The sequence below is a fragment of the uncultured Enterovirga sp. genome, assembly GCF_964242715.1.
In the GTDB taxonomy this organism is placed as follows: Bacteria; Pseudomonadota; Alphaproteobacteria; order Rhizobiales; family Beijerinckiaceae; genus Enterovirga.
Genome location: NZ_CAXTAZ010000066.1, coordinates 1 through 24,701, shown reverse-complemented (window position 1 = coordinate 24,701; position 24,701 = coordinate 1). Strand labels below are relative to the sequence as shown.

Below are 24,701 nucleotides of genomic sequence, written 5' to 3'. Positions count from 1 at the left end.
GACAAGGCCCAGCAGCTCGTCCAGAACCGCGTGTCGCAGGCCGAGCCGCGCCTGCCGCAGGAGGTGCGTGCGCTCGGCGTCACGACGATCAAGAGCTCGCCCGACCTGATGCTGGTCGTGCACATCACCTCGCCGAACGGCCGCTACGACATGACGTATCTGCGGAATTACGCGGTGCTGAACGTCAAGGACCGGCTCGCCCGCATCGAGGGCGTCGGCGACGTCCAGCTCTTCGGCTCGGGCGATTATTCCATGCGGATCTGGCTCGACCCGCAGAAAGTCGCCGAGCACGGTCTCTCCCCGAGCGATGTCGTCAGGGAAATCCGGGCACAGAACGTCCAGGCCGCGGCCGGCGTCGTCGGCGCCTCGCCCGGCCTGCCGAATCTGGATCTCCAGCTCTCCGTGAACGCACAGGGCCGGCTCGAGACGGAGGAGGAATTCGGCGACATGGTCGTCAAGGCCGGCGACAGGGGCGAGGTCACGCGCCTGCGCGACGTGGCCCGGATCGAGCTCGGCGCCGCCAGCTACGCGCTGCGCTCGCTCCTGAACAACAAGTCGGCCGTCGCCGCCCCGGTCTTCCAGGCCCCGAATTCGAACGCGATCGAAATCTCGGACAACGTCCGCAAGGTCATGGCCGAGATCAAGGAGAACATGCCGGAGGGCGTCGATTACGCGATCGTCTACGACACGACCCAGTTCGTCCGCGCCTCGATCGAGGCCGTGATCCACACCCTGCTGGAAGCGGTGCTGCTGGTCGTCCTCGTCGTCGTCCTGTTCCTGCAGACGTGGCGGGCCTCCATCATCCCGCTCCTCGCCGTGCCGGTCTCGATCGTCGGCACGTTCGGCGCGATGCATCTCTTCGGCTTCTCCATCAACGCGCTCAGCCTGTTCGGGCTGGTTCTCGCGATCGGCATCGTGGTCGACGACGCGATCGTCGTGGTCGAGAATGTCGAGCGCAACATCGAGGAGGGCTACGCGCCGCGCGAGGCGACCTACCGGGCCATGCGCGAGGTCTCGGGCCCGATCATCGCGATCGCGCTCGTCCTCGTCGCGGTTTTCGTGCCGCTCGCCTTCATCACCGGGCTGACCGGGCAGTTCTACCGGCAATTCGCGCTCACGATCGCGATCTCGACCGTGATCTCGGCCATCAACTCGCTGACGCTCTCGCCGGCGCTTGCAGCCCTTCTGCTGCGCGGCCACGACGTGCCGAAAGACCGGCTGACCCGCATCATCGATGGCGCGCTCGGCTGGCTCTTCCGAGGCTTCAACAAGGCGTTCAAGCGCAGCTCGGACGCCTATAGCGGCGGCGTCCGGCGCATTACCTCGCGCAAGGCGGTCGTGATGGGCGTCTACGTCCTGCTCGTCGGGCTGACATTCGTCGCATTCAGGGCGGTGCCGGGTGGCTTCGTGCCGGGCCAGGACAAGCAATATCTCGTTGGCTTCGCCCAGCTGCCGGACGGCGCCACGCTCGACCGGACCGAGGACGTGATCCGCCGGATGAGCGAGATCACGCTGAAACAGCCGGGCGTCGACAACGCGATCGCCTTCCCGGGCCTCTCGATCAACGGTTTCACGAACAGCTCGAATGCCGGCATCGTCTTCGTCGGCCTCAGCAAGTTCGAGGATCGCAAGACCGCGGAGCTCAGCGGGGCCGCGATCGCGAAGGAGCTGAACGGCAAGTTCGCGGCGATCGAGGAGGCGTTCATCGCCATCTTTCCGCCGCCGCCCGTGCAGGGGCTTGGCACGATCGGCGGCTTCAAGCTGCAGATCGAGGACCGTGCGGGCCGCGGCTACGAGGCGCTGGACGAAGCCGCGAAAGCATTCGTGGCGAAGGCCCGGCAGGCGCCCGAGCTCACGGGCGTGTTCTCGGGCTACCAGGTCAACGTGCCCCAGCTCTACGCCGATATCGACCGGGTGAAGGCGCGCCAGCTCGGGGTCGCCGTGACCGACGTGTTCGAGACGATGCAGATCTATCTCGGCTCGCTCTACGTGAACGATTTCAACAAGTTCGGCCGCACCTATTCCGTGCGGGTCCAGGCCGACGCGGCCTATCGGGCGCGGGCCGAGGATATCGGGCGGCTGAAGGTGCGTTCGAAGAGCGGCGACATGATCCCGCTCGCCGCCCTTCTCAACGTCAAGTCCGCGGCCGGCCCGGAGCGCGCGATGCGCTATAACGGCTTCCTGGCCGCGGACGTGAATGGCGGGCCGGCCCCGGGCTATTCGACCGGCCAGGCGCAGGATGCGGTGGCCCGGGTCGCGGCCGAGACCCTGCCCAAGGGATTCAGCTACGAATGGACGGAGCTGACCTACCAGCAGATCATCGCCGGCAATTCCGCGATCGTCGTTTTTCCGCTCGCGCTGCTGCTCGTCTTCCTGGTGCTGGCCGCGCAATACGAGAGCCTGACGCTCCCGATCGCCATCATCCTCATCGTGCCGATGGGACTGCTCGCGGCGCTCACCGGCGTGTGGCTGACGGCAGGCGACAACAACATCTTCACCCAGATCGGGCTGATCGTGCTCGTCGGCCTCTCGGCCAAGAACGCGATCCTGATCGTCGAATTCGCGCGCGAGCTCGAATTCGCCGGCCGCAACCCGGTCCAGGCCGCGATCGAGGCGAGCCGACTCCGGCTCCGGCCGATCCTGATGACCTCGCTCGCCTTCGTGATGGGCGTCCTGCCGCTCGTGACCTCCACGGGCGCGGGCGCCGAGATGCGGCGCGCGATGGGCATCGCGGTCTTCTCCGGCATGCTCGGCGTCACCGCCTTCGGGCTCTTCCTGACGCCGGTCTTCTACGTCGTCCTCCGGCGTCTCGCCGGCAACCGACCGCTGAAGCAGCATGGCGGCCCGGAGCCGTCCGACGTCGCCGTCGCTCCCGAACCGCACGCGGTCGAACGGCCGCTCGCCCCAGCGCTGACCTGACGGTGCCGACGAGGACGTCGACCGACCAAGGCCCGTTCCGGGCGCATGCGGCCCGTCATCCTGGGCGGCTTGTAACGGGGCCGGGCCGGCGCGATCTTTCGAGACTGAACGGCGCCCGACCTGGCGCAAGCTCCGGAACGAGGCCCATGACCGCTTTCTCGATCCTCGATCTCGCTCCCGTCCCGCAGGGCTCCACCCCCGGGGACGCGCTGCGGAACTCGCTCGACCTCGCCCGCCATGCCGAAGGCTGGGGCTACCAGCGCTACTGGGTGGCCGAGCATCACAACATGATCGGCATCGCGAGTGCGGCGACCTCGGTCGTCGTCGGCTACCTCGCCGCCGGCACGCGCACGATCCGGGTCGGTTCGGGCGGGATCATGCTGCCGAACCATTCGCCGCTCGTCATCGCCGAGCAATTCGGGACGTTGGAGGCCCTCTATCCCGGCCGTATCGATCTCGGGCTCGGGCGCGCGCCCGGCACCGACGGCCGCACGCAGCGGGCCTTGCGGCGCGATCCCGAAGCCGCGGACACCTTCCCGCAGGACGTGCTCGAATTGCAGGCCCTCCTCGGCCCGGTCGGACCCGGCCAGACGGTCCAGGCGGTCCCGGGTGGCGGCTCGAACGTGCCGCTCTGGATCCTCGGCTCGAGCCTCTTCGGCGCACAGCTCGCCGCCATGCTGGGCCTCCCTTACGCCTTCGCGTCGCATTTCGCCCCGGAGGCCCTCCTCCAGGCTCTCCAGGTCTATCGCGAACGATTCGAGCCCTCGGCGCAGCTCGGTCGGCCTCACGCCATGGTCGGCGCCAACGTGATCGCGGCGGATACCGACGCGGAGGCACGACGGCTCTTCACCTCGGCCCAGCAGAGTTTCACGAACCTCTTCCGCGGCACCCGCGGAAAGCTCCTGCCGCCGATCGACGACATCGAGACCTATTGGTCGCCCCGCGAGAAGGCGCAGGCCTCCGGGATGCTGGCCCGTTCCTTCGTCGGCTCGCCCGAGACGGTCCGGCGCGGGCTCCTGGCTTTCATCGCCGAGACGGGGGCGGACGAGATCATGGTGGCGTCGGCCATCCACGACCATTCCGCCCGGCTGCGCTCCTATGAGATCCTGGCCGATGTGGCCCGCGATCTCGGGCCGCGGGCCGTCGCAGCCTGAGCCGAAATGGCCGACGAGACCGACCCCGTTTCGGGGGAAGCGACGAAGCTGACCCGGACGAAGCAGTTATGGGCGGAGGAGGGCCGCTTTCTCACCGGTCGGATCGCCCGGCCCGAGGCGGATCGGCTGCCGCCCGGGCAGCATCTGGTGCGGAACTGGCCCGTGCTCGATCTCGGCCTGCAGCCCGAGGTGTCGCACGAGCGCTGGCGCCTCAAGGTGTTCGGCGCGGTCGAGAAGCCGACCACCTGGGATTGGCCCGGCTTCCGGGCGCTGCCGCAACGGCAGTCCATGTCGGACATCCACTGCGTCACGACCTGGTCGCGCTATGACAATCGCTGGAACGGCGTGTCGACCCGCGACCTGATCGCGGCGGTGCGGCCGAGGCCGGAGGCCCGTTTCGTCGCCCTCGCGAGCTACGACGGCTACACGACGAATCTGCCGCTCGAGGATTTCGCGGCCGAGGACGCGATCGTGGCCCATTCCTGGGAAGGAAGGCCGCTGACGGCGGAGCATGGCGGACCGGTCCGCCTCGTCGTGCCGCATCTCTACTTCTGGAAAAGCGCCAAGTGGCTCCGGGAGATCGCCTTCATGCACGACGACCAGCCCGGCTTCTGGGAGATCCGCGGCTACCACGAGCGCGGTGATCCGTGGCGCGAACAGCGCTATTTGGACGAGCCCTGAGGAGCGGGGTCGGTCGACCGAGGCCGGGCGGGTCAGCGTCCGGGCAGGGGGCTTTGCGAAGGCCGGATCGGCGCCGGCCTCCGGCCTCCCTCGAGAAGCGTCTCTACCAGCCTCTGACGATAGCGGAGGCGGGCCAGCTCGGCCTCCGGAGCAAGTCCCCAGCGGTCGAAATCGGACGCCATGGCCCAAAGCTGGGCAGGGCTGGACGCCTGTGACGGCACGAGTCTTTCGGCGCCTGCGAGCGTTGTATGATCGACCACGGAAGCCCCTTTGATGCCGTGGTTCGACCGTATCACAGCCCCGCGAAAATCGGCCGAATGAACCTGTGGATGAAAGTTGATCCCATTCCGGTGTTGCCGGTTTGCAAGGCCGCCGCCCGGGGCATTTTTGGCGGGCTCCGGGACCCTCCGAAGCGAGCGAATCCAGCCCAGTCTGTCACAATTAACCTAAACTTAATCCAATGCTGGCGCACGTTTTCCGGCCGGTCTAGAAACTCTCGTTATCAATGAATGACTTAGGTGTGAGACATCCAGATGACGACCATCGCTGACCGTGTAGACCTGCCGTCCGACGTCACGTCCTTCCGCCGCGACCCCTATTCGCTCAGGCTTGATCAGGAGCCCCGCGTCGAGGCGCAGACCCCAGATCGGGAGGTGGATCTCCACCAGCCCGCCGGCCTCCCGCGTCAGATTTCGGGCGGGTTCGCGGCAGTGGCCGAGGACCTGGAGCGCCGTGGTCGTGACTGGACCATGATGGTGCGGCTCCTCGAGCAGCAGCGTCTCCACCTCGAGACGGCCGAGCGGGAGCGCACGCGCCTCTACGAAACCCTGGAGAGCATTCTCCCGGAGGTCAGGCGGACGGGCGAGACGCTCGAGACCTCGATCGAGACCACGAAGTCGGGCGACGTCTCGGCGAACCTCTCGGCGCTGTTCGTCGAGAACCTGAGGGCGCTCGACGAGCTCGAGAACACCGCCAAGGCGCTCACCGCGAACCTCCTCTGGACCCGTTCCAGCTGGGAGCAATATGCCCGCAGCGTCATCGGCGGCCAGAAGATGCGGGAAGAGCTGAACGGCTGACCGCCGGCACGATCCGCGCCCCGCGCGGGTCCGTGCGGCGGCCCAAGTCCTTGATGCCGGACCGGTTTTCGATGGACCGCGGCGGCATCTCGGAACAGAGTGCTCGGCACGCAACCGACGATTCGCTCCGTGCCGCCAGCCGACCACATCATTGCCGAGCCGCGCGACCCGGATCTCGGCTTTTTCGCCTATCTTCTGGCGCTGTCCGAACAGGACAATCCGCCGGACATGACCGAGAGGGCGAGGCCGGGCGACCTCAGGCGCAAGCCCGGCGGCGCCTATTGGATCTTCAACGGGGAAGCCTGGATCGAGTGGTGACGCGGATGCCGAACGCGCGTGTCCCGGCTCAGTTCGCCTCCGGCGGAACCCGGTAGAACGAGATTTCGGGCTGAGAGCCGAAGGGTGTCGCCCAGACGCGGGCCCGAAGATCGCTCCGGACGCCCGCTCCCTGCCGGAGAGACTCGCCTGCTTCCTGTTCCGCGGCCTCGGCCGCCGAGTCGGCCTGGACTTCCGCCTGATTGCCCCAGCTGCGGGTCTCCGTGCTGCGAAGCTGTACGATGAAGGTGGTCATGGGGTGCCGCCGGTCTGATGCGGCCGTACCCTAGCACCGATTGCCCACCCCTCCTCGGTGAACTTCGCGCGTGACGCGATCGCGGCCGATCCGGCGGACGGGTCATCGCCTTCCGTCGCGACCGCGTCATCCACAGGCCGGCCTTGCCAAGCGCGTGGCCGATCTCGAACACATCCCGTCATGACCTCACGGCAATCGGGATTCGGGCGGCTTCCGGCACGGGGACGGGCCCCGTGACCTCCTTCACCTTCCTGCACGCGGCCGACCTCCATCTCGGCAGCCCCCTCGCCGGGCTCGCCGCGAAGGATGCCGGCATCGCCGAGCGTTTCGCGGCGGCGGGCCGCAAGGCCTTCGCCGATCTCTGCACTCTGGCGATCGAGGAACAGGTCGCCTTCGTGGTCATCGCGGGCGACATCTACGACCGCGACTGGGCCGATCTTTCGATCGGGCTCTTCTTCGCCCAGCAGGTCTCGCGGCTGGCGAAGAGCGGCATCCCGGTCGCCTTCGTGCGCGGCAACCACGATGCCGAGAGCGTCGTGACCCGCTCCGTGCGCCTGCCGGACGGCGTGCTCGAATTCTCGAGCGACCGGGCCCTGACCCACCGGCTCGACGCCCTTCGTGTCGCCCTGCACGGGCGCAGCTTCGCCGATCGGGCCGTCCCGGACGAGAGCTTCGCCCGGAGCTATCCGGATCCCGTGCCGGGCTGGTTCAACCTCGGCATCCTGCACACGTCCTGTTCGGGACATGCGGCGCACGCGACCTATGCGCCCTGCTCGCCGGCCGAACTCGTCGCCCGCGGCTACGACTACTGGGCACTCGGCCACGTGCACGATTACGCCGAGATCTCGCTCGATCCCCACATCATCTTCCCGGGCAACCTGCAGGGCCGCAGCGTGCGGGAATGCGGCCCGAGGGGTGCGGTGGCCGTCGACGTGGTGGACGGGCGGGTGGCCGCGATCCGCCGCCTCGTCCTCGACCATGCCCGCTGGGCGAGCCTCGAGATCGACATCGAGCCGGCCGAGACGGAGCGGGCCGCGATCGACCTGGTCGAGGCGGCGCTCCAGCCGCATGTGGCTGGGCTCGGCGAGCGCCTGCTCGCGCTGCGGGTCGCGCTCCGGGGCTCGACCCACCTGCATAACGGACTGGCCGGAGACCGCGAGCGGATCGCGGCCGAGATCCAGGCCGCCGCCCATCGCCACCACGAGCATGTCTGGCTGGAATCGCTCCGCATCGGCACGCGCCGCCCCGCCGCGCGGGGTGATGCCGAGCGGGTCGGGCTGCTCGATCCCGCGACCCTCCTGGCCGATCTCGACCGCGACCCGGCCTTCCGCGAGAGGGCGCGCGAGATCATCGCCGAGATCACGGCCAAGCTGCCGGGCGGGATGGGGGCGACGGACGAGCCCGACCTCGTGCTCGACCTCGACCAGCTCTGCGTCGAGGCGGAGGCGACCGTGATGTCGCGCCTTCGCGGGCGGGGCTGCTAGATGCGCCTCCTCGCGCTCGACCTCGCCCGCTACGGCCCCTTCACCGGCCGCCGGCTCACGTTCCGGCCCGATGCCCGGCTGCATGTGGTCGTCGGCCCGAACGAGGCCGGGAAGAGCTGCGCTCTCGCGGCCGTCACCGACGTGCTGTTCGGGATCGAGGAGCGGACGCGCTACGATTTCCTGCACCGGGACGAGGGGATCCGGCTCGGCGCCGAGATCGAGGCCCGTGACGGAGGCCGGCGGCTCGCCTTCTTCCGCCGGAAAGGGCGCAAGAACCTGCTGAGCGATCCGGCCGGGGGCGCCATCCCGGACGACGCGCTCGCGCCCTTCCTCGGCGGTCTCGGCCGGTCGGTGTTCTGCAACGCCTTCGGCCTGAACGCCGAGGTGTTGCGGGCGGGCGGGCGGGAGATGCTGCGGGCGGATGGCGAGGTCGGCGCGACCCTCTTCGCCGCCGCCTCGGGCCTTCGTGGCTACCGCGACACCGCGCGCGACCTCGACGACGAAGCCGCCCAAATCTACACGCCCCGCGCGCAAAAACGCCTGCTCACCCAGGCGATCGACCGGTACAAGGACCACCACAAGGCGGTCGGGACTGAGCGGATCGGCGCCGAGGCCTGGCGCGACCTGAATGCGCAACTGGATGCCGCCGTCGCCCGCCTGGCCGAGATCGCGGGCCGAAGGGGCGGCATCGCCGTCGAGACCGCCCGGCTGCAGCGGCTGCAGCGCGTCACGCCTCTCCTCCACGGGCTCGATGGCCTCGCCGCGGCCCAGTCGCGCTTCGCGGACCTCGTCCCGATGGAGGACGATGCGGTGGAGGAAGTCGGGCGCCGGCATCGGGCTGACCTTGCGGCCCGCGAGCGGCTGGCCGAGGCCGAGGCGGCGTTCGCAAGGGCCGAGCGGGATCTGGCGTCGCTCTCCACCGACCCGGCCCTCGCGCCGCATCAGGACGGCATCCGCCGGCTCATCCAGGGCGTGGCGGATTACGAAAGCAAAGTCCGCGACCTGCCGCGGGTGCGGACCGAACAGGAGGGTTTTGCCCGGGACCTGGCCGAGATCGCGATCCGGGTCGGCCTTGCCGACGCCGAGTCGGTCGCCGCCGCCCAGCCAACGGACCTGGTGCGGGTGCGGGTGGCGGCGCTGATCGAGGAAGGACGCGAGGTGCAGGCCGATCTCGGCCGCGTTGGGCGCGAGCTGGAGGCGCGCCGGCGCGACCTCGCCTCGCTCCTCGCGGCCCGCCGGGAGCGCGGCCCCCTCGTCGACCCGGCCTCGATCCGGGAAGACTTCGAGGCGATCGCACCGGTGTTGCGCGAGACGAGCCGCCGCGACGAAGCGGCCGCGGAGCTGCGCCGCGACACGCAGGCGCTCGACGGTCTCGTGCGGCGGCTCTCGCCCGCTATCGCCTCTGCCGACGCATTGGCCTCGCTCCCGCTACCCTCGGCCGAGACAATCCGGCGGTTCGGCTCCGACCTCGACGCCGCGTCCCGCCGGCGCGAGCGGGCGCTGGACCAGCGTCACGCCGCCCGGACCGCCGAGCGCGCCGTCGCGGACCGGATCGCCAGCCGCAGGGCCGATGGCCCCGTTCCCGATCGGGCGACGCTGCTGGCGCTCCGGGCGGAGCGAGACGAGGCCTGGCACGGCGTGCGGGCAGCCGCCTTCGGCGAGGCCGGGGCGCCGGGCGGCGCCGCCCTGGCCGCGACCGTCGCGCGCGCGGAGCGAGGGCTCCAAGCAGCGGATCGGCTGGCGGATCTCTTCGCGGTCGAAGCCGAGCGCGCCGCCGAACATGCGTCCGATCTCCGGCGGCTGCCGACCTTGCGAGACGAAGTCTCGGCTGCCGATGCCGCCCTGGCCGGCACTGAGGCCACGGCGGCGAAAGCCGATGCGGATTGGATCGCCCTCTGGCAGTCGACCGGCATCGTGCCCCATCCCCCCTCGGATATGGCCGAGTGGCTCGCGACCGCGAGCGGCCTCGTCGAGCGCCACGGGGCACTGGCCCGTCGCCGCGTCGACCTCGCGCTGGTGGTCGAGCGGATCGAGGCCGTGCGGCCCGCTCTCGTCGCGCTGGCCGAGCGGCTCGGGCTCACCACGCTGGCCGGCCTCGACCTCGCTCTCGCAACGGACCGGGTCGCGGAGCGGTTGCGTGGGCTTTCCGAGACCTGGGACGCCGCCCGCGACGGCGAGACCCGGATCAGGACCACGGAAGAGGCTGTTGCGGCGGCCGACGCGGCGCTCGCGACGGCGCGGGAGCGGGAGACCGGCTGGCGTCTTCGCTGGGAGGCGGGCGTCGCGGCGCTGAACCTGCCAGCCGAAACCCGGATCGAGGAGGCCGGCGCCGCGCTCGAGGCCTGGGGGCAGGTTCCGGGCCTGCTCCGCGAGCAGGGCAATCGGCGCGCGCGGGTCGAGGGGATCCGGCGGGATCTTGCCCTCTACGAGGCGGAGGTCGACCGCATCGTGAGGGCCGTCTCGCCCGGCACCGAGATGCCGGTGCTCGATGCCGCGACCTGGCTCGGAACACGCGCGGAAGCCGCCCGGGAGGCGGAGATTCGGCGCGACGCGCTCGCGAAGACCGTCGCGGCCGCCGCCCGTCTCCGCGACGAGGCTGCGCTCGGGGCCGAACAGGCCGGCCGCACCCTCGCGGAACTGCTGACTCGCTCCGCCGTCCCGGCCGGGACCGATCTCGAGCCGCTTCTCGCGCGGTTGCGCGAACGCTCCGGGCTGGAAGCAGACATCCGGCAGGTCGAGGCCGAGCTGTCCCGGTCGGGCGACGGCCTCGACAGGGAGGCGCTTCGGCGCGAGCTGGACGAAGCCGGGCCGCCGGACGCGATCGTCGGCCGGCTTTTTCTTCTCGGCGAGGAGGAAGCCCGCCTCGATCAGGAGGGCCGGGAGGTTTACGCGAAGCAGGAGGAACTGGCTCGCCGCCGCCGCGAGATCGAGGGCGGGGTCGGCGCCGAACTCTCGGCCGCCCGCAAGCGCGCCGCCGAGGCGGAGATCCGCGAAACCGCCCGCCGCTACGTCGTCCTGAAGCTCGGCGCGCTCCTCCTCGGCAACGCGGTCGAGCGGCACCGGGCCGGGCAGCAGGACCCGCTGCTCCGCCGGGCGGGGGAGATCTTCGCCGGGCTGACCGGCGGCAATTTCGCGGCGCTCGCGCAATCCTTCGACGATGCCGACCAGCCGCATCTGCGTGGCCAGCGCGCGGCCGGCGGCCGCAGTGTCGGCGTGGACGAGATGAGCGAAGGCACGCGCGACCAGCTCTTCCTCGCGCTCCGGCTCGCCTATCTTGAGGATTTCGCCCGCCGCTCGGAGCCGTCGCCTTTCGTCGGCGACGACATCTTCGCGACCTTCGACGATGCCCGCACCGGCCACGGTCTCGAGGCGCTGGCATCGATCGGCCACGACCTGCAGCCGATCCTGTTCACGCACCACGAGCAGGTGGCGTCCTTGGCTCGGGAGCGTCTCGGCGACGCCGTCGACGTGATCGATCTCGGCTGAGGAGAGTTAGGCGGTCCGGTTCGGATCGCGCCGGGCGAACTCGACCGGGCTCAGTTCGAGCCAACCGGCCTCCGGATGGTCCGGGTCCTTCGCCACCATCAGGACGAGATCGTGCTCGCGGATCACGCAAGCGTGGCATTGGTAGCCGTAATGGTGCCGATCGTCCTTCGCGAGCGGCGAGCAGCAGAGATGGCAGAGGATTTTTCGATTGTGCCGCGCAGGCGCAGGCGCGGGCCGCGCGGCCGCGCTCGCTGTCTCCTGCCCGTTCGGTTTCGTGCTCATCCTGGTCCCGACCTGCCGTTGCCTGCCTCCTGCAGATAGGTGAGTCGCGACTCCGCCGCACCTTCCAGACCGGCATAGCGGCCTCCACGAAGGAAGAGGGGGAGCCGGAACGCATCTCCCCCTGCGGAGTGCAGTCGCATCTAGACGGTCCCGCTACGTCTCTCCCTCCCCGGAGGGGGAGGAAGAAGCTGGCCTCGCCAAAAATGCGAAAGCCCTGTCGAACCGGCCCGGTCTGCGCCATATCCCCCGCATGGCGATGTCACCCGACGAGATCGAACGCTATGCCCGCCACCTCGTGCTGCGGGAGGTCGGCGGCCCCGGGCAGCAGAAGCTCAGGCGGGCGCGGGTGCTGGTGGTCGGCGCGGGCGGGCTCGGCTCACCGCTGATCCAGTATCTGGCCGCGGCCGGGATCGGCACGATCGGCATCGTCGACGACGACACCGTGTCCCTGTCGAACCTGCAGCGGCAGGTGCTGCACGGCACGCCCGATCTCGGCCGGCCCAAGATCGAGAGCGCGGCCGACGCGGTCGCGCGGCTGAATCCGCATGTCGTGGTGGTCCGGCACGCGATGCGGCTCACGCCGGAGAATGCCCGGACGCTCGTCGCAGCCTACGACGTCGTGGCGGACGGGTCCGACAATTTCGACACGCGCTACGCCGCCTCGGACGCCTGTTTCCACGAAGGGCGGCCGCTGGTCACGGCGGCGCTCGGGCCTTTCGACGGCTCGCTCACCACCCTCCGGGCGCACGAGGCCGGCCCGGACGGACGTCCGAACCCGACCTATCGCTGCCTCTTCCCGGAACCTCCGCCTGCCGGCACGGTCCCGACCTGCGAGGCGGCCGGCGTGCTCGGCGCGCTCGCCGGGGTGCTGGGCTCGCTGATGGCCATGGAGGTGATCCGCGAGATCGTAGGATTCGGCGACGGCCTCGTCGGGCGCCTCCTCATGGTCGACGCGATGGGGATGCGGTTCGAGACCCTCCGCTACGGGTGGGACGACGAGAACCCGCTCTCCGGGACGAAGCACGCGGCCTGAGCAGGGGCAGGAAGGCGTAGGATGGCGGATCGGAGGGAAACAAGACCGACACTTGGGCCGAAGATGACCCGCAAGGTCGGAGACCCTTGTACGTCGTCGCGGAACCAGCGGGAGTTTGGAGCGGGCGAAGGGATTCGAACCCTCGACCCCAACCTTGGCAAGGTTGTGCTCTACCCCTGAGCTACACCCGCATCCGCGGCGCGGGGCCGGGGCCCCGTCGTCGTTCAGTCCATGTGCCCGAAGCGGCCGCGCTTTTCAAGGGGCATGGCCGCGGCCGTTCCGAACACCGGCCCGGCTATTCCTTCACGGCTCCGGTCAGGGCCGAGACATAGTAATCCACGAAGAAGGAATACAGGATCACGAGCGGGAGCGAGCCGACGAGCGCGCCCGCCATGAGCGAGCCCCAGCGATAGATGTCGCCGTCCACGAACTCGCTCACGATCGCGACCGGGACGGTCTTGTTCTGGGTCGAGGATATGAAGGTCAGCGCGTAGATGAATTCGTTCCAGCACAGCGTCAGCGAGAAGATGGCGGCCGAGATGAGGCCCGGGATGGCGAGCGGCAGAACGATCTTGGTCAGGATCTGCCAGCGGCTCGCGCCGTCGATCAGCGCGCATTCCTCCAGCTCGTAGGGAATCGTCTTGAAATAGCCCATCAGGAGCCAGGTCGAGAACGGGATCAGGATAGTCGGATAGGCGAGGATCAGGGCGAGCGGCGAATCGAACAGGCCATAGGCCTGGATGATGGTCGCGAGCGGAATGAACAGGATCGAGGGCGGCACGAGATAGGCGAGGAAGATCGCTCCGCCGATCCAGCTCGCGCCCTTGTAGCGGATGCGCACGATCGCATAGGCGGCGAGCACGCTGGCGAAGAGCGACAGGATCGTGGCCGCGACGGACACGTACATCGTGTTCCAGAGCCAGAGCGGATAATTCGTCTCGAAGAGTAGCTTGTAGATGTGCTTGAAGGTCGGCCCGACCACCCAGAACGGGTTGTAGCGCTCCATGTCGATGAGCTGCTCGTCCGGTTTGATCGCCGTCAGCACCATCCAGTAGAACGGGAACAGAAGGACGATCAGGATCAGCCCGAGCGGGATGTAGGTCGTGACGATGCGGCGCGGCAGCGTCTCTAGATACGCCATGCCCTCCGACTTGTCGTCGAGGTCGCCGACGCGGGTCGCGGTCACCGCCATGACGCGGACTCCAGGAGCGAAAGGGGGAGGAGGGGCGGCATCACGAATCCGCCCCGCCATGCTGCCAGGCGCGACGCTGCAGCCCGAACCAGGAGATCGCGATCGCGCCGAGCAGGAACGGCACCATCGCGGTCGCGATCGCGGCACCCTCGCCGAGCGAGCCCGACAGGATGCCGCGCTGGTAGGAGAGGGTGGCCATCAGATGCGTGGCGTTCACCGGGCCGCCGCGCGTCATGGCCCAGATCAGCTGGAAATCCGTGAAGGTGAACAGGACCGAGAACGTCATGACGACGGCGATGATGGGCGTGAGGAGCGGCAGCGTGATCTTCTTGAAGATCTGCCAGGGCGTCGCGCCGTCGATCACGGCGGCCTCGTAGAGCGACGGCGACACGGTTTGCAGGCCGGCCAGGAGCGTGATCGCGATGAACGGAATGCCGCGCCAGATATTGGCGAAGATCACGCAGGCCCGCGCATTGTTGGCGTCGCCGAGGAAATCGATGTTCCGGTCGATCACGCCCATGTGGCGCAGGGACCAGGACACAATGGAGAACTGGCTGTCGAAGATCCACCAGAAGGCGATCGCCGAGAGTACCGTCGGCACGACGAAGGGGATCAGCACGATCGAGCGGATGAGCGACTTGAACGGGATATGCTTGTTCAGGAGGAGCGCGAGGTAGAGCCCGATCGCGAATTTCACGACCGAGGCGATGCTCGTATAGAGCAGCGTGTTGAAAACCGAGAGCCAGAAGACGTCGTCGTCCCACAGCCACTCGTAATGCTCGAAGCCGATCCACTCGCCGGCGCGGCCGATCTTGGCGTTGGTGAAGGAGAGCCAGGTGCCTTTCAGCAGCGGGTAGCCGAGGAACAGGATCAGGATCGCGGCGGCCGGCAGCATGAACCAGAAGCCCAGCCAGCCCCGGCGGAGTTTCAGCCGCTCCCAGAACGACACGCCGGGCCTGACGGCCGGCGGGGCGGATCCCAATGCGATATTCGCCATCTTGGACCTATCCGGCTCGCCGCTCACCCCGGCGAAAGCCGGGGCCCAGCCGGAATGCTGGGTGCCGGCTTTCGCCGGCATGAACGGGGTCGCGTGTTACGATGATGCTCAGGTGTTGCGGAAGATGCGCTGCGCCGCCCGCTCGGCGGTCCTGATCGAGCCCTTGAGGTCGCTGCGGCCGGTGCAGTAACCGGCGAACATGTCGACGATCACGAAATCGGCCAGGACGGCGCCGATCCTCTCGCTGACCGGGGCGAGCCCGCCCGCCGCGAGCGTGCGCTTGGCCGTTTCCTTGAACACGGCGTTCTTCGGGTCCTTCATCCAGACCGGGTTGCTGTCGTAGGCATTGAGCGGGTGCGTCAGGTAGCCCTGCGCGCCCTCCAGCCACGGATTGTAGTTCTCGGCCTCGAGCATGAAGGCCATGAACGCCTTACAGGCCTGCGGGAACTTGGTGTACTGGTAGGCGAGGATCGGGAAGGCGAGCTGGAACTCGGTCGGCTTGCCGACCGGCCCGACCGGGAACAGCGCGTGGTCCATGTCGGCCGCGATCTCCGGCTTCTCGTTCTTGGCTGCGGCATAGATCGAGATGCCGTTATGCGTCATGTAGAGTTCACCGGACAGGAACGCCTTGTTGTTCGACGAATCGTTCCAGGACGCGGTGCCGGGAATGAAGTTCTCGTAGAGCGACTTGACGTATTCGAGGGCCTTGGCCGTCTCGGGCGAGTCGATGACGATCTTCTCGTTCGCATCGACGAGGTTGGCGCCGTGCGCCCACAGGATCCAGTGGGTCCACGAATTGCCATCGCCGGTCGAGTGGCCGAGCGCAAAACCGGCCGGAGTGTTGTTCTTCTTCAGGGCACGGGTCAGTTCGAGGAAGCCCGGCAGATCGGTCGGGATTTTGTCGAACCCGGCCTTCTTCACGGCCGAAATCCGGTAATTGATGTAGCCACCATTGAACGCGACCGGGATCGCGATCCACTTGCCCTTGATCTTGCCGTACGCTTCCGCCGCCGGAACCCAGCCGCCGTACTTCTTGCCGAGATAATCCGCGACGTCGCCGACTTCAAGGCATTTCGCCGGGAACAGGGCCGGGAAGGAATACAAGCCCCACACCATGTCCGGCCCCTGGCCGGTATTGGCAGCCACGGAGGCCTTGGGCTGGATGTCGTCGAAGGATTCGTTCGTGACGTTGACCTTGACGCCGGTCGCCTTGGTGAAGGCGTCGACCATCCGCATGAAGGCCTCGTCCTCGGCCACGACGAAACGCTTCCAGCGCAGGAGGTTGAGGCTGGCGCCGGCTTCGGGCTTCCATTGTGCGGTTTGGGCCCAGGCGGTGGCGAAACTGGCCAGGCCGGCACTGGCAGCGAGGCCGGCGGCGGCTCCGCCCTTGAGGATGGAACGACGATCGAAGGGTGTCATAGAGAGCGTCTCCTAGAGCTGATGAGGTCCGGAGGCTTTTCGCCTCTCTGGCGGGTGCGGCGAGATGCCGGCCCGTTTGTTCAGTCGCCGAGCCGCAAACCCGTCTCGGCATCGAAGATGTGGACGAGGTCCGCGTTCGGCTTGATCCGGATCGTCTCGCCGGGTTTCGGCAGGACGCGCTCGCGGAACACGCAGGTCAGGTCCTGTCCGCCCGCCCGTAGGGCGAGCAGCGTCTCGGAGCCGGTCGGCTCGACCACCACCACCTCGACCGGGAACCCCTCGGGCGCGACGGTGAAATGCTCCGGCCTGACGCCGAGGACGAGCGCCTTGCCTTCGACCCCCGGGGGGATGCGGTCGAGCGGAATGTCGAGGCCGGCATCCGTAACGAAGGAGAACTTGCCGTTGGCCCGCACGCGGCCGGAGATGAAGTTCATCGCCGGCGAGCCGATGAAGCCGGCCACGAAGAGGTTGTTCGGCCGGTCGTAGAGGTCGAGCGGCGCGCCGATCTGCTCGATGATGCCGTCATGCATGACGACGATCTTGTCGGCCATGGTCATGGCCTCGATCTGGTCGTGGGTGACGTAGACGGTCGTGGTCTTCAGGCGCTGGTGCAGTTCCTTGATCTCGGTCCGCATCGCCACCCGGAGCTTCGCGTCCAGGTTCGAGAGCGGCTCGTCGAAGAGGAAGACCTGCGGGTCGCGCACGATCGCCCGGCCCATCGCGACGCGCTGGCGCTGGCCGCCGGAGAGCTGGCGGGGGAAGCGGTCGAGCAGGGCGCCCAGGCCGAGGATGCCGGCGGCCTTCGCGACCCGGGACTGGATCTCCTCCTTGGGAGCCTTCCGGAGCTTCAGCGAGAAGGCCATGTTGTCCCGCACGGTCATGTGCGGGTAGAGCGCGTAATTCTGGAACACCATGGCGATGTCCCTCTCCTTCGGCGGCATGTCGTTGACGACGCGGTCGCCGATCCGGATCTCGCCGCCGGAGATATTCTCGAGCCCGGCGATCATGCGCAGAAGCGTCGACTTCCCGCAGCCGGAGGGGCCGACCAGGATCACGAATTCGCCGTCCCGGATGTCCACCGACACACCGTGAAGCACGTTCGTCGATCCGAACGCCTTGCGTACGTCGCGAATGCCTACCGAGGCCATGTTCCCTCCCGTGCCGCGCCTGATCTGGGTCAGGTTGAAGCCGGTCGTGACTAGCACGAGGCCGGGCCGGCGCACCAGCGCCGCCGCGTCATGCTTTCAGACGAGGCTTGGCCGCGGCAGGACGCTTGACTCTTCCGGTCCGCCGGGCGGAATCCCCGCATGGACGATCCCGACGAGCGGCAGCCGCTCCGCGCCTCTGCTGCGAGGATCGACGTCCAGTGCCTGTCCTGCGGCCGGCGCGGATCGCTCGACGGAGATGACGACCGGGTCGCCGACGCGCCGCTCGTCCATCTCACCCGACGGCTGAGATGCTCGGCTTGCGGCTCCCGCGCCGTGAAGGCGACGACGGTCCGGACTCCGGCGGATCTCGCCCGGTTGATGCGGGAGCGCATGGGCGGCGGCAGCTGATCCGCTCCGGCCACGTTTTCCCCTTCCCCCACGCGGCGCCGCGCCGCATGATCGTGCCGGGCCCGTGCCCGGGAGGAGTGCCGAATTGAAAGACGTCGAAATCCTGATGCTGTCGCCCATGATGCCGCTCATCATGGAGGGCATCGACAAGGCCTTCACCCTGCGCCGCGCCTGGCAGCAGCCCGACCCGGAGAGCTACATCCGCGAGGTTTCGTCGAGCATCCGTGGCCTTGCTCCCGGCGGCCATGCCCATATCGATGGGGCCATCTTCGACAAGCTGCCGAACCTCGAGATCGTGGCGAATATGGGCGTCGGCTACGACACGATCGACGCCAAGGAGGCGGGCCGGCGCGGCATCATCGTCACGAACACCCCGGACGTCCTGACGGAGGAGGTCGCCGATCTCGCGCTCGGGCTCCTGCTCGCGACCGTGCGCCACCTGCCGCAGGCCGACCGCCACCTCCGCGAGGGCAAGTGGCTGAAGGGGGCCTACCCGCTGACGCCGACGCTCCGCGGCCGCAAGGTCGGCATCCTGGGGCTCGGCCGGATCGGAAAGGCCATCGCGAAGCGGCTAGAAGGCTTCGATGTCGAGCTCTCCTATTACGGGCGCAGCGAACAGGCCGGCGTGCCGTACCGCTACGAGTCGACGCTGAAGGACCTCGCCGCGAAATGCGACGTCCTCCTCTGCGTCGCTCCCGGCGGGGTGGAGACGAACGGCATCGTCGGTGCCGAGGTCCTGAAGGCTCTCGGGCCGGACGGGATCTTGATCAATGTCGGGCGCGGCAGCGTGGTCGACGAGCCCGCGCTGGTCCGGGCGCTTCGGGACAAGACCATCCTGACGGCCGGTCTCGACGTCTTCGCCGACGAGCCCCGCGTTCCGGCCGAGCTGGTCGCCATGGACCACATCGTGCTCCTGCCGCATGTCGGCTCGGCCTCGGTCGAGACCCGGCGCGCCATGGGTCAGCTCGTCGTCGACAATCTCGTCTCGTGGTTCTCCGGCAAGGGCCCGGTGACGCCCGTGGCCGAGACGCCGTTCCGGGGTACGGCCTTCGCCTGATCCGCCGCGGCTCTCGCCCGGCGGCTTCAGCAAGATCCTCGACCACGATCGCGAGCCTTCGACGTGAGAACCATCGCCAAGGCCGCCCTTGTCGGGCTTGTGTTCGTAGCCGCGTCCGGGCCGGCCTCGGCCTACCGGTCGAGCCGGCCCAAGCTCGAGTTGCTGACGCCGTCGATCCTCCGCAAGGTCGTCGCCTGCTACCAGGCGGTCGAGCAGGCGGAGGATCGCGCGACCGGTGGCCGGTCCGAGGTCTACAAGGACAGGTTTCGGTTGAGGGATGCCGCGCTGGCCCGCTGTGGTTCCCGAAGACCGTGATCTGGCGCAACGCGGCCTATTCCGCCCGGATCGCCGCGAGCGACCTTGCCGGCGACGCCCCGCTGGACGAGCCCCGGGCCACGAACCGCGCGCTCGCGGCCCCGTTCAGGGCCGAACTCGCCCGGCTGTTTCCCGACGGCTGACCGACCCGCTGCCTAGCCCGGGACGCGGCCGCCGAGTTCCTCGTCGATATAGACCTGGATGATGTCGTCGAAGCTGCTCTCGGCCCGGAAGCCGAGGGCCTCGGCCCGTTTCGCGACGAAGCGCTCGGGCCAGCCTTTCACGATGTCGATCACGGTTTGGTCGGGCTCGCGCCGGATGCGGGCCACGACGGCATCGCCGGCGACCCGGCGGAGTGCCTCGATCTGTTCGCCGACCGTCACCGACAGGCCCGGCATGGTGAGGCTGCAGCGCTGGCCGAGCGGCGCGGTGTCCAGCGTCGCGGCATGAACCAGGAACTGGATCGCGGCCCGGGGCGAGGCATGCCAATGCCGCACCGTGTCGGCGACCGGCAGCACGGCCTCCTTGCCGTTCAGCGGCTCGCGGATGATGCCGGAGAAAAAGCCCGACGCGGCCTTGTTCGGAAGGCCCGGCCGCACGCAGATCGTGGGCAGCCGGATACCGATCCCGTCGAGGAAGCCGCGCCGCGAGTAATCCGCGAGCAGCAACTCGCCGATCGTCTTCTGCGTGCCGTAGCTGGTGAGCGGCGTGTGGTGGAATTCATCGCCGATCCCGTCATCCGGGAAGGGAGCGCCGAAGACTGCGATCGACGAGGTGAAGACGATCCGGGGCCGGTAGCCGGGATTGGAGCGCCGCACGGCCTCGAACAGGTTCCGGGTCGCGTCGAGATTGATCCGGTAGCCCTTCTCGAACTCGGCCTCGGCCTCGCCCGAGACGATCGCGGCCAAGTGGAAGATCGTGTCCGGCCGGTCCGCGACCAGGCGTTCCGTCTGGCCCGGCTGGGAGAGGTCGCCCGCCATCGTGCGGACCTCGAAGCCGACCCCCTCAGGTGCCTTCGGCGCCACGACGTCGAACAGCGTCATGCGCTCGATCCGCCGCCCTCCCAGGCTCCCTTCGCGGCTGAGCCGCTCGACGAGCTTGCGGCCGATCATGCCGGCCGCACCGAGGACGAGGATGTTCATGTTGGGCGGTTCTCCTGGCCTGCGCGCGGCCACATGGGCCGGTCGCGCCTATCGCTCACGTTTTCGTGAACGGCACAACCCGCGCCCGCCCACACTCACAAGGCAAAGCCGCCATCGGCGAGATGGACCTGCCCGGTCGTGTAGCTCGACTCGTCCGAGCCAAGATACACGGCCAGCCAGGCGATCTCGTCCGCCGTGCCGAGCCGGCCCATCGGCTGGCGGTCCACGAAGGCCTGCCGCACGGCGTCGATGCTCTGGCCCGAACTCTGAGCCTGGGCGTTGATGCGCTCGTCCAGCGAGGGCGACTGGATGGTGCCCGGGCAGATCGCATTGGCCCGTACGCCCTTTCGGATGAAATCGGCCGCGACCGCCTTGGTGAGACCGATCACGGCTGCCTTGGACGCGCCATAGACGTAGCGGTTCGGGATGCCCCGCACCGAGGACGCGCCCGACGCGATGTTCACGATCGAGCCGCCGCCCTTCTCCAGCATGCCGGGCAGGAAGGCCTTGATGCTCCGGTGCATCGATTTCACGTTGAGGTCGAAGGAGAAGTCCCAATCGGCCTCGGACGTCTCGAGCACGGTGCCGTGGAAAACGAAGCCGGCGGCATTGACCAGGATGTCGATGGGCCCGGCCTCCGCCGCCAGCGCCTCGACGGCCGGGGTGGAGCGCGCGTCGAGCGCACGCGTCTCGGCCGCGCCTATCCCGTCGAGCTTGGCCCGGTCGAGATCGGTCGCCCAGACGGTCGCACCTTCCCGGACGAAGAGCTCCGCGATGGCGCGCCCGATCCCCTGACCGGCCGCCGTCACCACGGCCGTCTTGCCTTCGAGCCGTCCCGCCATCCTCGTCTCCCGTCCTATTCGATATTCTTGACCATGTGGACGAGGCTGCGATCGGGCAGATCCTCGCTCCGCTCGACCGCATAGCCGCGCCGGCCATACCAGTCGATGTTCTTCTTGAGCGGCGCGCCGGTGAAGAGCCGGAGCGTGCCGAGGCCGAGCGCACGGGCGCGCGCCTCCGCGGCCGCGAGCAGCCGGCGCCCGATGCCGGCATTCTGCCGCGCCGGATCCGCCGAGACGCTCCAGATCACGAGGTGGTCCGGATGGGGTTCGAGGGCGAGTGCACCCACGAGCTGCCCCTCCTCCTCGTCGAGCCAGGTCTCGTAGCGTGCCAGCACCTCGTCAACGGGCGTGAGCAGCGGCACCGGCTCGACCCCGAGCTCCCGCCGGTTCCAGGCATAGGCCCGCTGCTGCAGCGCCTCGAAGGCGCGGGCGTCCTCGGGCTCGGCCCGCCGCAAGGCATGGCCCGGAATCGAGGTGGCATTCAGGGCCGAGAGGCTGAGGCGCTGCTGCCCGTGCTCGTCGAAATTGGTGGGATCGAGCCAGCGCTCGAACGCGTGCCGGCGCGCGGGCCATTCGGTGTCGAGCATCGAGAACCAGGCCGTGTCGCGGCTGCGGCCCTTCACGATCTTGTCGGCCCGGAACACCCCCTCGAAGCGGAAGCCGAGCCGCTCGGCGGCGCGGCGCGACGGGGCGTTTAGCGCGTTGCATTTCCACTCGTAACGCCGGTAGCCGAGCACCTCGAAGGCGTGCCGGGCCATCAGATACATCGCCTCGGTCGCGGCCGGGCTCCGCTGCAGCGTCGGCGTGAAAAGGATGTTGCCGACCTCGATCACCCGATGCTCGGGCTCGATCCGCATATAGGTCGCGTGGCCGACGGCCTCTCCGCTCGCGCGGTCGAGGATCGCCAGCATGAACGGGTCCTGGCCGGCCGCGACCGTCTCGAGATAGGCCCGAAACGAGGCTCCGCCCGGGAAGGGATGCGGGAAGAGGTAGAGCCACAGGGCCTCGTGGCCCGGACCATGCGCCGCCGCGAAGAGCGCCTCCGCATGCGCCGCGGGATCGACCGGAACCAGACTGACGTGACGACCCTCCAGGATCGTTGTCCGGTCGGGGCGCCGGGCCGGTGTCGCGTCGATTTCGGGCCCGATCGGAAGTCCGGTCGCCGGGTCTCGGACGGAGGTGGTCACGACGGGGCGTCCGGCCTTGCGCTCTGCCGCCCGGCGAGGTCGCGCCGGAAGAAGCCGTTCAGCTCGGCAAACGGCACAGTCCCGTCGAAACCCCGGAAACTGCCCTCCTCGGCGATCGCGTGGGCGGCCCGGATGAAGCCGGTCCAGGCGGCACGGGCGAGCGAGGACCCGACGCTGATGCGCCGAATGCCGAGCGCGGCCACATCGGCGACGGTGAGCCCGGTGTTCTGGCTCATCAGGAGATTGACCGGCCTCGGCGCGACGGCCTCGACCACGGCCCGGATCTCGTCCGCGCTCCGAAGACCCGGCGCGTAAAGTACGTCGGCGCCGGCCTCGGCATAGGCCTGGAGACGGCGAACCGATTCCGGGAGCGGGTCTGGATGGCCGACCAGGAAACACTCAGAGCGGGCGGTCAGGAGAACGCCGCCGCCGTCGCGATCCACGGCGTCCCTGGCGGCGCGAAGCCGGTCCAGCGCTTCACCGAGGTCGTAGAGGGGGCGCTCGCGCTCGCCGGTCGCGTCCTCGATCGAGAGCCCGGCAACGCCCGTCGCGCAGCAGAGCCGCACGCTCTCCGCGACGCCCTCTGCGTCCGAGGCGTAACCGGATTCGAAATCCGCGTTCACCGGAAGGTCGGTCGCGGCGACGATCTCGGCGATATGGGCGAGCGCCATGTCGCGCGGCACGGCTCCGTCGGTATCCGGCAGGGCGCGGCCGAAGGAGAAGCCGGACGAGGTGGTTGCGAGCGCCCGGAAACCGAGATGCAGGAGGTATCGCGCCGTGCCCGGCTCCCAGGGGTTCGGGATCACGAAACAGCCGCTCGTGTGCAGAGCCCGGAAGGCGGCGCGGCGGGCCGCCCAGGGCTCGGAAGGAGGCACGGATCCGTTCATCCGCGACGTTTCACGCCCCTTTGCGGGTCAGGGCAAGCCTTTTTCGCCGATCCGACCGCGCGCCGGCGCGAGGGCCGTCCCGTCTCGTTGCGGAGGTCCGGACCGCTTCTTGGTCCGCCTAGAACCGGTCCGGGAGGTTCACCACGGCGTCGGCGACGCTGCCCGCGGCTTCACGGATTTGCCGACCGGTCGGCACGAACCCCGGCAGGGGCATGCCGAAGATTTCGGCCCGTTCCGGGGCCGGTTGCTCAGGCGCCGAAGCCGCTGCTCCGGCCGGAATTGCCGGGCCGGGCGCCGCGGGCCGAGCCCGCTGCAAGGTGGCGACGCGCTCGAGGCTGGCCGGCGCGGGCTGCCGGGCGGCCGGACGCGCCGGCGGAAGGGGAGGCGCCCCGGCCGTGGGCGAGGCCGCGGGCTGCACCGGCGCCGGGGACCGAGCGGCGGTCGCGACCGGCGAAGCCGGCAGGGCCTCCTCCGTCGGGGCAGCGGCGGCCTCGACCGGGTCGGTGCCGACCAGTACGCTGGAGGGCACAGTCCGTCTCGCATCGGGAACCGACCTGTCCGCCGAAGCAATGCCGCGCTCGGGAGCCGGAGCCGCGGTCACGACCGGATCGGCGGGCCGAGCCGCGTCCCGAAGGTTGGAGGACGGCGCCGTAGAGGGCACGAGCGGAGCGCCGAGGCTCGGGCGCAATTGAATGCTCGCGGCCGTCGATGCCATCGCCTTCGCGTTGGCGGCCACGATGTCGGGCCCGGGGGAAGCGGCGGCGGCGGGAGCCAGCGCCGGGGGTGGCGCAGAGACCGTGCGTACCCGGCGAGGCTCGGGATCGGCCGGTTCGAGGCGAGGAGCAGCAGGCGCGCCGGAGGCGGGGGTCGACCGGGCGCCGGCGAGCGCGGGCACGCCGTTCCGGATCTCCGGCATCTCGGCGATCGGACCCATGCGGACGGACGAGATGCGACGCGGTGCCGCCCGATCGAACCAGGTCCAAGCTCCGAAGGCGACGCCGGCCATGGCCATGATGCCGAGCGAGGCCGCGAGCACGACCGTGTGGCGCGGCGCCGGACGGTCGAGCGAGCGGATATCGGCAGGATCGAGAATCGGACTGGTCGTCTCTGACGTCATGGACGCCCCGGGAAACTGGGTGGAGGCGATAACCTAAGGCCTGAATCAGGCGTCAACATGTCGGGCTTTGCTCGCGGCCGGCTCGATTGCGCCTCTTCGGATCGACGAGGTTCGGGCGATGCCGTTTGCAGAGACTTGGGCAGCACGCCGTCGCGGAGTAGGGTCGCGCCTGCCAAGCGTCGCGCGAGCGACGGGCGGCCCTCGTCCTGTGCGACACACAGAACGGGCCTGTAGCTCAATGGTTAGAGCCGGCCGCTCATAACGGTCTGGTTGCAGGTTCGAGTCCTGCCGGGCCCACCACGCA

At 69.2% G+C, this 24,701-nt stretch carries 23 protein-coding genes and 2 tRNA genes; 13 read left to right on the top strand and 12 right to left on the bottom strand.

Features of this window, described 5'->3' with window-relative positions; genetic code table 11:
• The 5 genes from ACFE87_RS22460 to ACFE87_RS22440 form a co-directional block, all read left to right on the top strand.
• Window positions 1–2,919, top strand: a 2,919-nt coding sequence (locus tag ACFE87_RS22460) for an efflux RND transporter permease subunit (RefSeq protein WP_375461888.1), incomplete at its 5' end; no start/stop codon positions are given.
• A 146-nt stretch (window positions 2,920–3,065) separates the two neighbouring features.
• Complete coding sequence (locus ACFE87_RS22455; protein ID WP_375461887.1) at window positions 3,066–4,073, top strand: LLM class flavin-dependent oxidoreductase; 1,008 nt, start codon at window positions 3,066–3,068, stop codon at window positions 4,071–4,073.
• Between the two features lie 6 nt (window positions 4,074–4,079).
• Window positions 4,080–4,754 carry a sulfite oxidase-like oxidoreductase gene (locus ACFE87_RS22450; protein ID WP_375461886.1) on the top strand — a complete coding sequence of 225 codons (675 nt, stop codon included), beginning with the start codon at window positions 4,080–4,082 and terminating at the stop codon, window positions 4,752–4,754.
• 533 nt (window positions 4,755–5,287) lie between these two features.
• Window positions 5,288–5,830, top strand: coding sequence for a hypothetical protein (locus tag ACFE87_RS22445; RefSeq protein ID WP_375461885.1), 543 nt, complete (start codon window positions 5,288–5,290; stop codon window positions 5,828–5,830).
• A 129-nt stretch (window positions 5,831–5,959) separates the two neighbouring features.
• Entirely contained in the window at window positions 5,960–6,148 is a 189-nt protein-coding gene (locus ACFE87_RS22440; RefSeq protein WP_375461884.1) for a hypothetical protein, read from the top strand.
• A gap of 28 nt (window positions 6,149–6,176) precedes the next feature.
• On the opposite strand, the gene ACFE87_RS22435 is transcribed toward ACFE87_RS22440, so the two are convergent.
• A complete protein-coding gene (locus ACFE87_RS22435; RefSeq protein WP_375461883.1) occupies window positions 6,177–6,401 on the bottom strand; it encodes a hypothetical protein in 225 nt (74 codons plus the stop codon).
• A gap of 233 nt (window positions 6,402–6,634) precedes the next feature.
• Here ACFE87_RS22435 and ACFE87_RS22430 point away from each other — a divergent pair, with 233 nt between their 5' ends.
• Window positions 6,635–7,885, top strand: a complete 1,251-nt coding sequence (locus ACFE87_RS22430) for an exonuclease SbcCD subunit D (protein ID WP_375461882.1) — start codon at window positions 6,635–6,637, stop codon at window positions 7,883–7,885.
• On the top strand, window positions 7,886–11,371 hold the full coding sequence (locus ACFE87_RS22425; protein WP_375461881.1) for an AAA family ATPase: 3,486 nt from the start codon (window positions 7,886–7,888) through the stop codon (window positions 11,369–11,371).
• Window positions 11,372–11,377: 6 nt separating this feature from the next.
• On the opposite strand, the gene ACFE87_RS22420 is transcribed toward ACFE87_RS22425, so the two are convergent.
• Window positions 11,378–11,653 carry a hypothetical protein gene (locus tag ACFE87_RS22420; RefSeq protein ID WP_375461880.1) on the bottom strand — a complete coding sequence of 92 codons (276 nt, stop codon included), beginning with the start codon at window positions 11,651–11,653 and terminating at the stop codon, window positions 11,378–11,380.
• Window positions 11,654–11,903: 250 nt separating this feature from the next.
• On the opposite strand from ACFE87_RS22420, the gene ACFE87_RS22415 reads away from it, so the two are divergent.
• The gene (locus ACFE87_RS22415) at window positions 11,904–12,686 is read left to right on the top strand and encodes a ThiF family adenylyltransferase (RefSeq protein WP_375461879.1); all 783 of its coding nucleotides are present in this window, start codon (window positions 11,904–11,906) and stop codon (window positions 12,684–12,686) included.
• Between the two features lie 116 nt (window positions 12,687–12,802).
• Here ACFE87_RS22415 and ACFE87_RS22410 read toward each other — a convergent pair.
• From ACFE87_RS22410 to ACFE87_RS22390, 5 genes are all read right to left on the bottom strand, one after another.
• A tRNA-Gly gene (locus ACFE87_RS22410) sits at window positions 12,803–12,877 on the bottom strand.
• A 104-nt stretch (window positions 12,878–12,981) separates the two neighbouring features.
• Entirely contained in the window at window positions 12,982–13,878 is an 897-nt protein-coding gene (locus ACFE87_RS22405; RefSeq protein ID WP_375461878.1) for a carbohydrate ABC transporter permease, read from the bottom strand.
• Between the two features lie 40 nt (window positions 13,879–13,918).
• Window positions 13,919–14,875, bottom strand: a complete 957-nt coding sequence (locus ACFE87_RS22400; protein ID WP_375461890.1) for a carbohydrate ABC transporter permease — start codon at window positions 14,873–14,875, stop codon at window positions 13,919–13,921.
• Between the two features lie 108 nt (window positions 14,876–14,983).
• Window positions 14,984–16,294, bottom strand: coding sequence for an ABC transporter substrate-binding protein (locus ACFE87_RS22395; RefSeq protein WP_375461877.1), 1,311 nt, complete (start codon window positions 16,292–16,294; stop codon window positions 14,984–14,986).
• An 80-nt stretch (window positions 16,295–16,374) separates the two neighbouring features.
• Window positions 16,375–17,442 (bottom strand): ABC transporter ATP-binding protein, encoded by a 1,068-nt coding sequence (locus ACFE87_RS22390; protein ID WP_375461889.1) that lies wholly within the window; start codon window positions 17,440–17,442, stop codon window positions 16,375–16,377.
• A gap of 159 nt (window positions 17,443–17,601) precedes the next feature.
• Between ACFE87_RS22390 and ACFE87_RS22385 the strand changes: the two genes are divergently transcribed.
• The 4 genes from ACFE87_RS22385 (at window position 17,602) to ACFE87_RS22370 (ending at window position 19,365) form a co-directional block, all read left to right on the top strand.
• The gene (locus ACFE87_RS22385; RefSeq protein WP_375461876.1) at window positions 17,602–17,850 is read left to right on the top strand and encodes a hypothetical protein; all 249 of its coding nucleotides are present in this window, start codon (window positions 17,602–17,604) and stop codon (window positions 17,848–17,850) included.
• A gap of 85 nt (window positions 17,851–17,935) precedes the next feature.
• Window positions 17,936–18,907 carry a 2-hydroxyacid dehydrogenase gene (locus ACFE87_RS22380; RefSeq protein ID WP_375461875.1) on the top strand — a complete coding sequence of 324 codons (972 nt, stop codon included), beginning with the start codon at window positions 17,936–17,938 and terminating at the stop codon, window positions 18,905–18,907.
• A 63-nt stretch (window positions 18,908–18,970) separates the two neighbouring features.
• Entirely contained in the window at window positions 18,971–19,222 is a 252-nt protein-coding gene (locus tag ACFE87_RS22375; protein WP_375461874.1) for a hypothetical protein, read from the top strand.
• Complete coding sequence (locus ACFE87_RS22370) at window positions 19,219–19,365, top strand: hypothetical protein (protein WP_375461873.1); 147 nt, start codon at window positions 19,219–19,221, stop codon at window positions 19,363–19,365. The genes ACFE87_RS22375 and ACFE87_RS22370 overlap by 4 nt, the downstream gene beginning before the upstream one ends.
• A gap of 12 nt (window positions 19,366–19,377) precedes the next feature.
• On the opposite strand, the gene denD is transcribed toward ACFE87_RS22370, so the two are convergent.
• The 5 genes from denD to ACFE87_RS22345 all read right to left on the bottom strand — a co-directional run bounded on the left by denD (window position 19,378) and on the right by ACFE87_RS22345 (window position 24,397).
• A complete protein-coding gene (denD, locus tag ACFE87_RS22365; protein WP_375461872.1) occupies window positions 19,378–20,364 on the bottom strand; it encodes a D-erythronate dehydrogenase in 987 nt (328 codons plus the stop codon).
• A gap of 95 nt (window positions 20,365–20,459) precedes the next feature.
• The gene (locus ACFE87_RS22360; RefSeq protein WP_375461871.1) at window positions 20,460–21,206 is read right to left on the bottom strand and encodes an SDR family oxidoreductase; all 747 of its coding nucleotides are present in this window, start codon (window positions 21,204–21,206) and stop codon (window positions 20,460–20,462) included.
• A gap of 14 nt (window positions 21,207–21,220) precedes the next feature.
• Window positions 21,221–22,393: a GNAT family N-acetyltransferase gene (locus ACFE87_RS22355; RefSeq protein WP_375461870.1), complete on the bottom strand. Its 1,173-nt coding sequence runs from the start codon at window positions 22,391–22,393 to the stop codon at window positions 21,221–21,223.
• Complete coding sequence (locus ACFE87_RS22350) at window positions 22,390–23,280, bottom strand: oxaloacetate decarboxylase (protein WP_375461869.1); 891 nt, start codon at window positions 23,278–23,280, stop codon at window positions 22,390–22,392. Before ACFE87_RS22350 ends, ACFE87_RS22355 begins: the two co-directional genes overlap by 4 nt.
• Window positions 23,281–23,398: 118 nt before the next feature.
• Window positions 23,399–24,397 carry a hypothetical protein gene (locus ACFE87_RS22345; RefSeq protein ID WP_375461868.1) on the bottom strand — a complete coding sequence of 333 codons (999 nt, stop codon included), beginning with the start codon at window positions 24,395–24,397 and terminating at the stop codon, window positions 23,399–23,401.
• A gap of 224 nt (window positions 24,398–24,621) precedes the next feature.
• On the opposite strand from ACFE87_RS22345, the gene ACFE87_RS22340 reads away from it, so the two are divergent.
• Window positions 24,622–24,697, top strand: a tRNA-Ile gene (locus tag ACFE87_RS22340).
• Window positions 24,698–24,701: the final 4 nt, after the last annotated feature.